The 12,751-nt window shown below is 72.5% G+C and carries 11 protein-coding genes and 1 tRNA gene; 5 read left to right on the plus strand and 7 right to left on the minus strand.

Annotation, left to right across the window (positions count from 1 at the left end):
- Positions 1-26: 26 nt before the first annotated feature.
- Positions 27-102 (plus strand) — tRNA-Thr (locus NI26_RS14040).
- 35 nt (positions 103-137) lie between these two features.
- On the opposite strand, the gene NI26_RS14045 is transcribed toward NI26_RS14040, so the two are convergent.
- From NI26_RS14045 to NI26_RS14055, 3 genes are all read right to left on the minus strand, one after another.
- Positions 138-1,580: a glycosyltransferase family 39 protein gene (locus NI26_RS14045; protein WP_081985106.1), complete on the minus strand. Its 1,443-nt coding sequence runs from the start codon at positions 1,578-1,580 to the stop codon at positions 138-140.
- 319 nt (positions 1,581-1,899) lie between these two features.
- The gene (locus NI26_RS14050) at positions 1,900-2,931 is read right to left on the minus strand and encodes an aldo/keto reductase (protein WP_066656578.1); all 1,032 of its coding nucleotides are present in this window, start codon (positions 2,929-2,931) and stop codon (positions 1,900-1,902) included.
- A 74-nt stretch (positions 2,932-3,005) separates the two neighbouring features.
- Positions 3,006-3,791 carry an alpha/beta fold hydrolase gene (locus NI26_RS14055; RefSeq protein WP_066656580.1) on the minus strand — a complete coding sequence of 262 codons (786 nt, stop codon included), beginning with the start codon at positions 3,789-3,791 and terminating at the stop codon, positions 3,006-3,008.
- On the opposite strand from NI26_RS14055, the gene NI26_RS14060 reads away from it, so the two are divergent.
- Positions 3,790-4,644 carry an NAD(P)H-hydrate epimerase gene (locus tag NI26_RS14060; RefSeq protein ID WP_144411382.1) on the plus strand — a complete coding sequence of 285 codons (855 nt, stop codon included), beginning with the start codon at positions 3,790-3,792 and terminating at the stop codon, positions 4,642-4,644. The genes NI26_RS14055 and NI26_RS14060 overlap by 2 nt on opposite strands.
- Positions 4,645-4,689: 45 nt before the next feature.
- Here the strand turns inward: NI26_RS14060 and NI26_RS14065 are convergent, their stop codons facing one another.
- Both NI26_RS14065 and NI26_RS14070 read right to left on the minus strand, forming a co-directional pair.
- The gene (locus NI26_RS14065; RefSeq protein WP_066656607.1) at positions 4,690-5,631 is read right to left on the minus strand and encodes a 2-deoxy-5-keto-D-gluconate 6-phosphate aldolase domain-containing protein; all 942 of its coding nucleotides are present in this window, start codon (positions 5,629-5,631) and stop codon (positions 4,690-4,692) included.
- Between the two features lie 34 nt (positions 5,632-5,665).
- Positions 5,666-6,808, minus strand: a complete 1,143-nt coding sequence (locus NI26_RS14070; protein ID WP_066656610.1) for a glycerol dehydrogenase — start codon at positions 6,806-6,808, stop codon at positions 5,666-5,668.
- 102 nt (positions 6,809-6,910) lie between these two features.
- Between NI26_RS14070 and ypfJ the strand changes: the two genes are divergently transcribed.
- Positions 6,911-7,804: a KPN_02809 family neutral zinc metallopeptidase gene (gene ypfJ / locus NI26_RS14075; protein WP_066656617.1), complete on the plus strand. Its 894-nt coding sequence runs from the start codon at positions 6,911-6,913 to the stop codon at positions 7,802-7,804.
- Positions 7,805-7,918: 114 nt separating this feature from the next.
- Here ypfJ and NI26_RS14080 read toward each other — a convergent pair whose 3' ends face one another.
- Positions 7,919-8,836: a DsbA family protein gene (locus NI26_RS14080; RefSeq protein WP_066656620.1), complete on the minus strand. Its 918-nt coding sequence runs from the start codon at positions 8,834-8,836 to the stop codon at positions 7,919-7,921.
- Between the two features lie 254 nt (positions 8,837-9,090).
- Here NI26_RS14080 and NI26_RS14085 point away from each other — a divergent pair, with 254 nt between their 5' ends.
- Both NI26_RS14085 and NI26_RS14090 read left to right on the plus strand, forming a co-directional pair.
- Positions 9,091-10,191 (plus strand): ABC transporter ATP-binding protein, encoded by a 1,101-nt coding sequence (locus NI26_RS14085; protein WP_066656626.1) that lies wholly within the window; start codon positions 9,091-9,093, stop codon positions 10,189-10,191.
- Between the two features lie 140 nt (positions 10,192-10,331).
- Positions 10,332-11,636 carry a DUF4032 domain-containing protein gene (locus tag NI26_RS14090; RefSeq protein WP_066656629.1) on the plus strand — a complete coding sequence of 435 codons (1,305 nt, stop codon included), beginning with the start codon at positions 10,332-10,334 and terminating at the stop codon, positions 11,634-11,636.
- A gap of 96 nt (positions 11,637-11,732) precedes the next feature.
- On the opposite strand, the gene rlmB is transcribed toward NI26_RS14090, so the two are convergent.
- Positions 11,733-12,743 carry a 23S rRNA (guanosine(2251)-2'-O)-methyltransferase RlmB gene (rlmB, locus tag NI26_RS14095; RefSeq protein WP_066656632.1) on the minus strand — a complete coding sequence of 337 codons (1,011 nt, stop codon included), beginning with the start codon at positions 12,741-12,743 and terminating at the stop codon, positions 11,733-11,735.
- Positions 12,744-12,751 lie beyond the last annotated feature (8 nt).

Below are 12,751 nucleotides of genomic sequence, written 5' to 3' on the forward strand. Positions count from 1 at the left end.
CGTCCGCCGGTAGGATGGGCGCGTCAGCCGGCATGGCGCAATTGGTAGCGCACCGTACTTGTAATACGGGGGTTGCGGGTTCGAGTCCCGCTGCCGGCCCCAGATCACGGCTCCTCGTGCGGCCCGAGGCGGAGCCGTCACCGCACGTCGAGCTCGCCGTCCGCGTCCCGTTCGATCTCGCCGTCCGGGATCCAGACGACGATGCGGTCCAGGCGCACCCGCTCGAACGACGACCGCTCGTCGCGCAGCAGGTCCGTGACCTCCTGCGGCAGCGGGAAGCGCTGGTCGCGGCCCACCACGATCGCCTCGAACGGTGCATCGTCGACGTCGCGCACGCCGCGCGCACCGACGTACTGGTCGTAGTCGCTGGGGGTGATCGCGCCGAAGAAGATGCGGCCGTCCCGGATGCCCTCGCTCCGCAGCAGCGGCAGGAGGCGCGCGACCCCCTCGGGGCGTGTCTGCCAGACCGCCCGCGCGGTCGGGATGCTGCCGACGAGTGCGACGACGACGAGGAGTGCGGCGAGCGCGCCGGTCAGCGGCCGGGGGCGGAGCACCGCGAGCCGACCGAGTCCGACCGCGGCGAGCAGGACGATCCAGGGCGTCCACGCGCTGTAGTAGGTCGGCAGCGCGATCTTCGCCGCCACCGAGTAGAACGCGACGAGCAGCAGGAGCGGTGCGGCGAGGAACACCACCAGCCGGTCCGGACGGACGACGACCGCGAGCAGCACCCCGGCGGCCAGGACGACGAGCACCGGCAGGCCGACGCCCTGCGCCAGGAACCACCAGTTCCCCCACCACGGTGCGAACTGGTGGGTCTGCCCGGCGATCACGGCGAGGTGGCCGTTCTCGTTCTGCCCCTCCTGGAAGGCCAGCATGTAGAGCACCGCCGACCGTATGCCCATCGGGGCGTACAGCGCGACGACCGTCACCGTGAAGACCACGGCCCAGACGACGCCGCCGACGACGAGCCGACGCCACTGCCGGAACAGCAGCGGGGCGAGCAGGAACACGGGCACCAGCACGAGCGTCGACGCCTTCGACGTCACCGAGGCGGCCATGAGCACCGCGGACAGCGGGAGCCACCACCACCGGCCGGTCCGTGTCCAGGTCCACACGGCGAAGAGCGCGGCCAGGGCGAAGAACACCATCACCGGGTCGAGGAGCGCGACACGGTCGAGCCGCGCACCGGATCCACCCCGGGGCGTCAGCGTCCAGAGCGCCGCGGCGGTCCACCCCGCCCAGAAGCCGACCTCGGCGCGGAGCCACACGAACATGACGGCGGCGCCGAGGACGACGAGGGCACTCACGAGGACCCGGGGCGCGGTGGCCCCTTCGCCCCCGACGAGCTGCGCGAGCCCGAACAGGTACTTCGCCGTCGGCGGGTGCTCGCGGTTCTGGTCGAACGCGCCGTGCACGTACGCGAAGCCGGCGCGGACGTAGGTGGACTCGTCGCCGCCGATGTTCTCGTCCGCGATCCGCCAGAAGCACTGGTAGGCGGCCGCCAGTGCGAGCAGGACGAGGGCGACGATCCGTACCGCTCGGCGGTCCTGGAGCACGAGGGCGTGGCGTCGACTGGGCACCGGACGATCCTACGGCGGGAGCCGCCGCCCTCCGGCGGGAGCACGGAGGGCCCGGACGATGGACGTCCCGGGCCCTCCGGCGCGCGGAACGCGGATCAGGAGGCGTTCCGAGCGCTCGACGCGGTAACCAGCCGGTCGTCCCTCGATGGTGTCACCGCACCCGGTGACGTGTCCACGGTTGCGGTCCGATCCACGCGAACCCGCACGGATGTGCAGGAACCGGCCGGTCGGACTGCGTCCCCGCTGTGTGCGCGCCGGGCGGATGCCCGACGCGCACGGCCGTGCTCCGCGTCCGACCGCGATCAGTGTCCGACCGCGGTCAGCGTCCGCCCGTGATGCGGCGCTCGCGCTGGGCGACGCCGGCGGTGCCGTAGGGGTAGTCGTCGACCCGCGGGGCACTCGCGTCCGTCAGGGCCTGCAGCTCGTCGTCGGTGAGCACGAGGTCGGCCGCGCCGAGGTTGTCCTCGAGCTGCGAGACCGTCCGGGCGCCGAGGATGACGCTCGTCACCGCGGGCCGCGCGAGCAGCCAGGCGAGGGCGACCTGCGACTTCGAGGCACCGTGCGCGTCGGCGACCGCGGAGACCGCGTCGAGCACCTTCCACGTGCGCTCGTCGCCGTTGCGGGCCTCCCACGCCTCCATGCCGCGCTGCGGGTTCTCGCCGAGACGTGTCGAGCCCGTCGGAGCCTCGTCGCGCTGGTACTTCCCGGAGAGCCAGCCGCCGGCCAGGGGCGACCACGGGAGCAGACCGATGCCGGCGTCCAGGCACGCGGGCACGACCTCGTGCTCGATGTCCCGCACGAGCAGGTTGTACTGCGGCTGCAGCGTCACCGGCGGTGCCCAGCCGTGGGCCTTCGCCTCGTACACGGCCTTCGTCACCTGGTAGCCGAGGTAGTTCGAGAACCCGTAGGTGCCGATCTTGCCGGCGGACACGGCGTCGTCGAGGAAGCGCAGGGTCTCCTCGATCGGCGTCAGGGCGTCCCACGCGTGCATCTGGTAGAGGTCGATGTGCTCCACACCGAGCCGCTCGAGCGAGGCGTCGAGCGCGACGCGCAGGTGACGGCGGGACAGGCCGAGGTCGTTCGGGCCGTCACCCTGGGGGAACCGGCCCTTCGTCGCGAGGACGACCTGCTGCGCCTCGGTCGGGTGGGCGGCGAGCCACCGGCCGATGATGCGCTCGGACTCGTTGCCGGAGTACACGTCCGCGGTGTCGACGAGCGTGCCGCCCGCTGCGACGAACGTGTCGAGGATCTGGTGGGAGGTGGGTTCGTCGGCCTCACTGCCGAACGTCATGGTGCCGAGGGTCAGCGTCGACACCGATGTCCCGCTGTTGCCGAGGAGTCTGTAGTCCATGGCCGGGACGCTACGCCCGGTCTCCTCCGCCAGCGGGGACCTGCCAGTACCCGTCAGGGGTGCGCACCGCCCCCTCAGCGTCCCTCGGACAGGAAGGCGATCGCCCGCTCACGGAAGTCGCGCGACGTGGGGGCGTTGAAGTGGTTCCGACGCGGGATCTCGAAGAACGACGCGTCCGGCGCCGCCTCGGCCAACCGCACGGCGCTGTCCCGGATCCCGTCCTCGCTGCCCGCCGCCATCAGGATCGGCTGCGCGGGGGCGTTCTCCGGCGTCGGCTCGACGCTGTTCCGCATCCCCTCGACCATCGCGACGAGCGCGCGGAGGTCGTTCCCCTCGACGTTCGCCGCCATCTGCAGGTACCCGTTCGTCACCCGGTCCTCGACCGGGGTGCCGTCGGCGATGTACGCCTTCGCCTGGTCGACCGCCACGCGGCGCATCGGGTCGGCGTCCGGGATCCCGCCGAGGACGGCCCGCGAGATCCGGTCCGGGATCTGCTCGGCGGTGTGCCAGCCGACACGGGCGCCCAGCGAGTACCCGAGGAACGCGACGTCGTCGAGCAGGTAGGTGTCGATGACCGTGGTGACGTCGGCGACGAGCAGGTCCATCGAGTACGCGGACGGGTCGTGCGGCTTCGACGAGGCACCGTGCCCGCGCTGGTCGAGCGCGACGACGCGGTAGCCCGCTCGGACGAGGTCACGGGTCCACCCCGAGGCGTGCCAGTTCAGGACGGCGCCCGAGGCGAAGCCGTGCACGGCCACCACGACGGGGGCGTCCGGCTCGCCGAAGTCGTACGTCGCGAGCTTCAGGCCGTCCGGGGACATCACGGCACGGGGACGGGGCGCTTCGGGGACGAGTGACATGGCGCGACCAGGCTACCGGGGCATGGTGGTGGCCATGGACGGCTACGGCGGCGATCAGGTCCGGGCGGCGGAGCGGCCGCACCTCGAGGCGGGCGAACCCCTCATGCAGCGCGCGGCGGCGGGGCTGGCCCGCATCGTCGGCGAGCTGCTCGACGACCCGGCGGTCCGCCCGCAGGACGGCCCGGGGTCGGTCCTGCTGCTGGTGGGCAGCGGCGACAACGGCGGTGACGCCCTGTTCGCGGGCGCGCACCTGGCGTCGGACGGGAGGCAGGTGACGGTGCTGCGCGTCGGCGCACGTGTCCACGAGGCGGGCCTGGCAGCGGCGCTGGACGCCGGGTCGCGCCTCGCCCCACCGGCACGGCCGGACCGCCGCTGGCGCGTCGCTCCGGAACCGGCGGCGTGGGCCCCGGACGGCCCGACGGACCCTGACGACGCCGGTGCGGCCGACGTCCTGCGGGCCGCCGCGACCCCGGACGCCGAGCGCCTGGCGGCGGTCGCCGCCGAGGCCGCCGCGGGAGCCGACCTCGTGCTCGACGGCATCCTCGGCATCGGTGCCGGCGGCGGCACCCCCTTGCGCTCCCCCGCTCGGCAGGTCGTCGACGCGATCCGCGAGCTCGCCCGCGACCAGCGCGCCCCGTTCGTCGTCGCCGTCGACGTGCCGAGCGGCATCGACGTCGACACCGGCGCGGTGGCCGACGACCACGTGCTCCACGCCGACGTCACCGTGACCTTCGGCGGGGTCAAGGCGGGCCTGCTCACCGGCCCCGGGGCGACGCTCGCCGGGCGGATCGAGCTCGTCGACGTCGGCATCGGAGCGGACCTGGCGACGATGGAGCCGCTCGTCCGCACCTGACGCCGGTCCGCGCCCGACACCGACCCGGCGTCGACGGGAACGGGATCAGGCCGCGCCGGCGTCCACCCCGTCGACGACGTCGGGACGCGCCTCGAGCCACGTGTCGACGAAGTGCCGGTAGTTGGCGGCGATCACCTGCTCGGCCGCCTCGTGGTCGAGCCCCTGCTGCACGACGTCGTCGAGCGCGTCCTCCCAGTTGCTCCGCCCGATGGCGAAGCCGACGAAGCCGTCGACGGGTGCTGCGACGCGCAGCCACCGGTCGAGCTGGTCCTCGGGGGCGTCGCGGCCCAGCACGATGCACTGCACGTGGTCCCGACCTCCGGCGCGCACGGCGGCGACGACGCGCTCGGCGTCCTCGGTGCGGTCGAGGCCCTCGAGCTTCCACACGTCCGGCTCGACCCCGTGCTCCTGCAGGTACCCGATGGTCTCGACGACGAGTCCCGGGCGGACGTCGCGGTCGTAGTCGTCCGCCTGCGCCTGCTGGTCGACGGTGCCCGGGACGAGGAGCTCGACCAGGAACGCACGGTCGGCGTCGTGCAGGGCGCGGGAGACCTCGGCGAGCCGCTCGGCCTGGGCCTGCCGGTCACCGGCGTCGAACGCGGGGTTGTCGCGGACGAGGACCTTCACGAAGTCGGGGTCGAACGAGTCCACGTGCGCGAGCCAGTCGTCGCCGTACTCGAGCTCGAACCAGTCGCGGCCGGACCGCTCGATCGGCATCGCGAGCTGCAGCCCGGCCTCGCGGACGAGCCGGGCGACGTCGTCGCCGTAGCGCTCGTCGACGAGCACGCCGGTGCGTGCGCGGGAGGCCCCTGCGGCGAGCGCGGTGAGCACACCGCGGTACACGAGCTGCTTGCCGGCACGGACGCGCTGGGCGTCGGCCTCGTCCGCGGGCTCGCCGGACTCGTCGCCGTAGGTGTGCTCCAGGAGCGAGGACCGCTGGTCCATCGCGAGGAGGAAGAGGGGGTGCTGTTCATCGAGGTCGGCCATGCCGCCATGCTGCTCGCACCCCCTCCGTCCGCGCTCAGTGGGCGCGGTACAGTTCCGGCTCCGGCAGCCCGTGGGCGGCACGGATGCTGCGCGAGATGCCCTCGATCGCCACGAGCGCGTCGACCACGGCCTCGGCGGTCACGGGGAACGGCATGTTGTGGATCGTCTCGCTCTCCACGGTGGCGGCCTCGGCGACGGCCCGGAGCACGTCCCGGTCGTCGACGGTCAGCCCGATCTCGGTCAGGGTGTTCGGCAGTCCGACCCTCGTCGTGAAGACGACGAAGTCCTCGATCTCGTCGGCGGGCGCCCCCTCGAGCACGAGCTGCGCGATCGTCCCGACGTTGACCTTCTGCCCGTGCGCGAGGCCGTGCGCCTGCGGGGCCGCGGTCAGGCCGTTGTGGATCGCGTGCGCCGCGGCGAGGCCACCGGACTCGAAGCCGAGCCCGGACAGCAGGGTGTTCGCCTCGACGACCTTCTCGAGCGCGGGCGTGACGACCTTCGCCTTCACGGACTCGATCGCCTGGAGCGCGTTGTCGTGCAGGAGCTCCCACGACAGCTCCGCGAGCGCGACACCGGTCTCGGTCTGCAGCCCGCCGGCCATGGTGTCGGCGTTCGCGCGCTTCGCGGCACGGGCCTCGACCCAGGTCGCGAGGGCGTCGCCGATGCCCGCGACGAGGAACTGCACGGGGGCGTTCGCGACGAGCTTCGTGTCGATGAGCACGAGGTCCGGGTTGTGCGGGAAGAAGCGGTACTCGATGAACTCCCCCTCCTCCGAGTAGACGACCGCGAGCGCGGAGGTCGGGGCGTCGGTGCTCGCGGCGGTCGGCACGCTCGCCCAGCGGATCCCGGCGAGGTGCCCGGAGGCCTTCGCGGCGTCGATCGCGGACCCGCCGCCGAGGCCGACGACCACGTCGGAGTCCGTCTCGCGGATCTTCGCGGTGAGGTCGTCGATCGCCTGCGGGGTGGCGAAGCGTCCGAAGCCGACCCGCTCGACCGGCAGGCCGGCGGCGTCGAAGCTCGTGCGGACGGCGTCCTCGACGATGCCCCACACCACGTCGTCGGCGACGAGCAGCGGACGCTTCCCGATCGGCGCGACGAACTCCCCGACGCGGGTGATCGCGTCCTTGCCCTGCACGTAGCGGGCGGGGCTCATGACGGTGCTGATCGGAGTGGCCATGGTGCTGCTTCCTTCCGGGTGGATCGTGCTGTTGTACGACAGGTGTCGGCGGTGCCGACGCACCGGACGCTACGCGGGTCGGCTGCGGGTACGGTCGGCGGCATGACGTTCAACGAGGACTCGCAGCTCAGCGGCGGGAAGGTGAAGCGCCGCGGGCGGACGGCGGCGATCGGTGGTGGCGGCGTCGGTGTCGCGGCGATCGTGGTGTTCCTCATCGCGCAGTTCACCGGGGTCGACCTGAGCGGCATCGTCGGCGACGGCAGCGGCACCACCCAGATCCAGCAGCAGGACGAGACGGTGCAGCCCGCCGAGGAGTGCCGCACCGGCCGTGACGCGAACCAGCGGGTCGAGTGCCGCATGGAGGGCGCGGCCGAGTCGCTCGACGCCTACTGGACGGCCGAGGCCGCCGACCTCGGGATCTCGTACACGACGCCGGGCTTCGTGCTCTTCGACGGGTCGACGGACACCGGCTGCGGCCAGGCCTCGGCGGCGACCGGCCCGTTCTACTGCCCGCCGGACCGCTCGATCTTCCTCGACACGGCGTTCTACGACGACCTGCAGTCCCGGTACGGCTCGTCCGGCGGTCCGCTCGCCCAGATGTACGTCGTCGCGCACGAGTGGGGCCACCACGTGCAGCAGCTCGAGGGCACCTTCGCCGACACCGACCGCTCCGGCACCGGCGCGTCCTCGGGGAGTGTCCGCGTCGAACTGCAGGCGGACTGCTACGCGGGCTCCTGGGTGGGCTCGGCCGCGACCACCCGCGACGCGAACGGCGAGACGTTCTTCGAACCCGTCACCCGGGCGCAGATCGCCGACGCGCTGTCCGCAGCGAGCGCCGTCGGCGACGACAGCATCCAGGAACGGGCCACGGGTCGCGTCGACCCCGACTCGTTCACGCACGGGTCCAGCGCCCAGCGCCAGGCGTGGTTCACGCGGGGCTACGAGCGCGGGGCCACCGCCTGCGACACGTTCAGCGTGCCGGGCTCCCAGCTCTGATCCGCGGGCCGCGGACGCACGCTCGGGTCACGAGCCGCCCCCGGACGCACGGGAGGCTCCCCACCGGTCCGGTGGGGAGCCTCCCGTCCGTCGGTCTGCCGACCGGTCGCGACGTCAGCCGGCGGACGCGCTCGCGGAGGGGGTCGGGGTCGCGGTGGGCGACGGCGTCGCGTCCGACGCCCCGGCCGCCGACACCACGAAGGTGCGGAAGTCGTCGTTGGTGATCGGCGCGGTGAGCTCGTACTGCTTGCCGTTCACGAGCACCAGGGGCGGCCCGGGGAACTCGTCGAGCGACGAACCGGGGATGTCGCCGCCGGTCACGTCGGCCGTGCGCTCGTCGACCCACTTGGCGTAGGTCTGGTCCTGGATGCAGTCGCGGATCGCAGCCGCGTCCTGCACGCCGTCGACCCCGGTGACGAGCCGCTCGAGCTGCGCGTCGGTGAGGCCGGAGGTGCCCTGGTCGGGCTGCCGCGCGAAGAGCGCCTGGTTCACGGCGTAGAACTGGTCGGGCGACCGGTCCGCAACGCAGGCCGCGGCGTTCGCGGCGCGCAGCGAGTACTTCGTGCCCTGCGACCGGTTCGTCAGCACGGCGACCGGGTGGATGTCGACCGTCGCGGCGCCGGAGTCGACCAGGCTCGCGATGTACTCGCTGTTGGCGTCCTCGAACTGCGCGCAGGTGTCGCAGAGGTAGTCGACGTACATGGTGATCCGCACCGGGTCGGACGCGTCGGTCGCGTCGGGCGTCGGGGACGACGAGGACGCCCCGACCGGGCGCAGGCCCTCGCCGATCGTGATGCCGCCCTGCGACATCGTGGACGGTCCGGGGCCGGCGGGCTTCACCGAGTCGACCAGCACCAGCGTGACGACCGCCACCGCGGCGAGGAGCACGACCCCGAGCCCGATCTGCAGTCCCAGGCGTGTGCCGCGCTGCCGGCGCTTCTGCTGGGTCCGTGCTCGCTGGGCCCGCTGCCGTGCGGCCTCTCGTCGTTCGTTGCGCGCGGCGCGTGCGTCACCCTCGGGGCGGTTGGTCATGCGTCGTTGGTCCTCACGTTGCTCCTGACGTCCGCACGGCCTCGCCTTCCCCCGTACGCCGGACGGACCCGCCGATCGTAGTGGTCCTTCCTGGGACCAGCCAACCAGGTCGGACCGGACACTGGCGCTGGCGGGGGAACTCGTGTTGTATGAGCACCGATGGTCGACGACGACCATCCGGGGCCCCCACGGGCAACCGCTTCACAACGGATCGTCCGGCACGTACCTGCCGGTGAAGGAAGGATCGAACGCTCATGGCGTCCGTCACCTACGACAAGGCAACCCGTCTCTACCCCGGAGGCACCCGCCCCGCGGTCGACTCCCTCGACCTGGACGTCGCCGACGGCGAGTTCCTCGTCCTCGTCGGCCCCTCGGGCTGCGGCAAGTCCACCTCCCTGCGCATGCTCGCCGGCCTCGAAGAGGTCAACTCCGGCGCCATCCGCATCGGCGAGCGCGACGTCACCGACGTCCCGCCGAAGGACCGCGACATCGCGATGGTGTTCCAGAACTACGCGCTGTACCCGCACATGACCGTCGCCGAGAACATGGGCTTCGCGCTCAAGATCGCCGGTGTCGGGAAGGAGGAGCGCGCCACCCGCGTGCAGGAGGCCGCGAAGCTCCTCGACCTCGAGCAGTACCTCGGCCGCAAGCCGAAGGCGCTCTCGGGTGGTCAGCGTCAGCGCGTCGCGATGGGCCGCGCGATCGTCCGTCAGCCGCAGGTGTTCCTCATGGACGAGCCGCTGTCGAACCTCGACGCCAAGCTCCGCGTGCAGACCCGCACGCAGATCGCGTCGCTGCAGCGTCGTCTCGGCGTCACCACGGTCTACGTCACGCACGACCAGACCGAGGCCCTGACCATGGGTGACCGCATCGCGGTGCTCAAGGACGGCATCCTGCAGCAGGTCGGCTCCCCGCGCGACCTGTACGAGAAGCCGAACAACGTGTTCGTCGCCGGCTTCATCGGTTCGCCGGCCATGAACCTGCTGCCGGCCGACGTCATCGAGGGCGGCATCAAGTTCGGCACGCTGAACCACCCGCTCGACCGCGACACCCTGTCGAACGCGCGCTCCGGCAACATCACCGTCGGCATCCGCCCCGAGGACGTCGTCGTGTCGACCTCGGGCGAGGGCCTGCCGGTGACGGTCGACGTCGTCGAGGAGCTCGGCGCCGACGGCTACCTCTACGGTCACGCCGACGTGAACGGCCAGCGCACGGACATCGTCGCCCGCGTCGACGGGCGTTCGCACCCGTCGATCGGCGACACGATCGTCATCACGCCGAAGCAGGGCCACGTGCACGCCTTCGACACCGAGTCGGGCGAGCGCCTCGACGACAAGGCAGTCGTCAGCGCGTAGTCTGCGCAGTTCCCCCGGGAGCCCGCGCCCGCCTCACCAGGGCGGGCGCGGGCTCCCGCTGTTCCACCCACCGGACGCCGTGCGCGTGGTGCCGCCGCCACGAGCCCGACGTCCGGTACCGCGCCCTCCAGGAGCCAACCGTGCCCGACTCCCTCGCCATCACCGCCGCCACCGTCGACCCCGGCCTGCTCGACCTGCCGTGGGACCTGCCGCTCGAGGACTGGCCCGACGACGTCATCGTCGCCCTGCCGAAGGGCATCTCGCGGCACCTCGTGCGCTTCGTGCACCTGAGCGGGTACGTCGCGGCCGTCAAGGAGACCGGGGAGGAGGTCGCGCGGGCCGAGTACGAGATGCTCCGCACGCTGCAGCGCATGGACGTGCCGTGCGTCGACCCGGTCGCGGTGATCACGAACCGAGCCGACACCGACGGCGAGCCGCTGCACCCGGTGCTCGTGACCCGACACCTGCGCTTCTCGCTGCCGTACCGCGCGCTGTACTCGCAGACCCTGCGACCGGAGACCGCCACGCGCCTGGTCGACGCCCTCGCGCTGCTGCTCGTGCGCCTGCACGTCATCGGCTTCTACTGGGGCGACGTCTCACTGTCGAACACCCTGTTCCGCCGCGACGCGGGTGCCTTCGCCGCGTACCTCGTGGACGCCGAGACCGGGAAGCTCTACCCGGGCGGCCTCTCCAACGGACAGCGCGAGAACGACCTCGAGGTGGCCCGGGTCAACATCGCCGGTGAGCTCCTCGACCTCGAGGCCGGCGGGCGCCTCGACGAGAACGCCGACCCCGTGGACGTGTCGAACCGGATCGTCGCGCAGTACCGGACGCTCTGGAAGGAGCTGACCGGCACCGAGCAGTTCGACGTCAAGGAGCGCTGGCGCATCAACGACCGGGTCGAGCGTCTGAACGCCCTCGGGTTCGACATCGAGGAGCTCTCGATCCACACCACCGAGGGCGGCTCGCAGGTGCGGATCCAGCCGAAGGTCGTCGACGCCGGACACCACCAGAGGCGTCTGCTCCGGCTGACCGGGCTCGACGCCGGCGAGAACCAGGCGCGGCGCCTGCTCAACGACCTCGACGCCTACCGGGCGCGGAACGGGCGGGACCAGCTCGACGAGGAGATGGTGGCGCACGAGTGGGTGTCCCGGGTGTTCGAGCCGGTGATCCGCTCGATCCCGCGTGACCTGCGCGGACGTCTGGAGCCCGCCGAGGTCTTCCACGAGCTGCTCGAGCACCGCTGGTTCATGTCCCAGGAGGAAGAGCGTTCGGTCTCCCTGCCCGAGGCCACGACGGCGTACATCAACGACGTGCTGCGGCACCGCCGCGACGAGCGGCTGCTCATCAACCCGCCGACGTCGTCCATGACGCTGCCGATCCCCGTCGTCGAGGACGACACGGCAGACGAGGACGACGTCGAGGACTGGCGCGCGACGGTGTAGCCGGACGGACTGGAGGCCCGGTGCCGGTCTCGTGGACCGGCACCGGGCCTCCAGGTGGTCGGGTGGCTGCGCGCTGCGCCACCGCGCAGCGCGCGCCTACTCGGCGCGACGGCGCCGGGCGACCTCCCACAGGGTGACGCTCGCGGCGATGCCCGCGTTGAGCGACTCGGTGGCGCTGGAGATCGGGATCGAGACGATCGCGTCGCAGGTCTCGGTGACCAGGCGGGACAGCCCCTTGCCCTCGGACCCGACGACGATCACGATCGGCCGGTCGGCGAGCTCGAGGGCGTCGAGCTCGACGTCCCCGTCGCCGTCGAGACCGAGCACGAAGAGCCCCATCGACTTCAGCGACTTGAGCGTCTGCGTCAGGTTCGGCGCCATCGCGACGGGCGTGCGCGCAGCGGCACCGGCACTCGTCTTCCACGCCGACGCCGTGACGCCGACCGAGCGGCGCTGCGGCACGATGACGCCGTGGCCACCGAAGGCCGCGGTCGAGCGGATGATCGCGCCGAGGTTCCGCGGGTCGGTGATGCCGTCGAGGGCGACCATGAGCGGGACCTGGTCGCGGGAGAACGCGCGCTCGGCGAGGTCCTCGGCGACGGCGTACTCGTACGCCGGGACCTTCAGCGCGACACCCTGGTGCACGCTGTCGTGGCCCGTGATGCGGTCGAGCTCCGGCCGCATGATCTCCATGATCGGGACGCCGCGGTGGTTGGCGAGCGCCAGGATCTCCTTGACGCGGTCGTCGACCTCGATGCGGGCGGCGATGTACAGCGTCGTCGACGGGGTCTTCGTGCGCAGGGCCTCGAGCACGGAGTTGCGCCCGGTCACGAGCTCGGAGTCGTCGCTCTTGCGCTGCGGCGGCCGACCGGTGCGCTGCTGCGGCGAGCTCGACGCACCGTGACGGCCGCGGGCAGCGTCGAGCCGGTCCTTCGCCGCCTTGCGCTTGCCGGCGGGGTGGTACGGCCGGTCCTCGGCCTTCGGCGTGGGCTTGCGCCCCTCGAGCGCCTGCGCGCCCTGGCCGCCGGAGCCGACCTGCTTGTTGCCCTTGCGGCCGGAGCGGACGGCGCCGGGCCGACCCTTCTTGCTCCCCGAGACGTTCTTCATTGCTCTCT

The sequence above is a fragment of the Curtobacterium sp. MR_MD2014 genome, assembly GCF_000772085.1.
GTDB lineage: Bacteria > Actinomycetota > Actinomycetes > Actinomycetales > Microbacteriaceae > Curtobacterium.

Bases quoted from the DNA above. Each gene is read 5' to 3' on its own strand.
- NI26_RS14050 (WP_066656578.1), bottom strand. From the start codon at position 2,931: ATGGACTACAGACTCCTCGGCAACAGCGGGACATCGGTGTCGACGCTG.
- NI26_RS14060 (WP_144411382.1), top strand. From the start codon at position 3,790: ATGGCGCGACCAGGCTACCGGGGCATGGTGGTGGCCATGGACGGCTAC.
- NI26_RS14055 (WP_066656580.1), bottom strand. From the start codon at position 3,791: ATGTCACTCGTCCCCGAAGCGCCCCGTCCCCGTGCCGTGATGTCCCCG.
- NI26_RS14065 (WP_066656607.1), bottom strand. From the start codon at position 5,631: ATGGCCGACCTCGATGAACAGCACCCCCTCTTCCTCCTCGCGATGGAC.
- NI26_RS14070 (WP_066656610.1), bottom strand. From the start codon at position 6,808: ATGGCCACTCCGATCAGCACCGTCATGAGCCCCGCCCGCTACGTGCAG.
- ypfJ (WP_066656617.1), top strand. From the start codon at position 6,911: ATGACGTTCAACGAGGACTCGCAGCTCAGCGGCGGGAAGGTGAAGCGC.
- NI26_RS14080 (WP_066656620.1), bottom strand. From the start codon at position 8,836: ATGACCAACCGCCCCGAGGGTGACGCACGCGCCGCGCGCAACGAACGA.
- NI26_RS14085 (WP_066656626.1), top strand. From the start codon at position 9,091: ATGGCGTCCGTCACCTACGACAAGGCAACCCGTCTCTACCCCGGAGGC.
- rlmB (WP_066656632.1), bottom strand. From the start codon at position 12,743: ATGAAGAACGTCTCGGGGAGCAAGAAGGGTCGGCCCGGCGCCGTCCGC.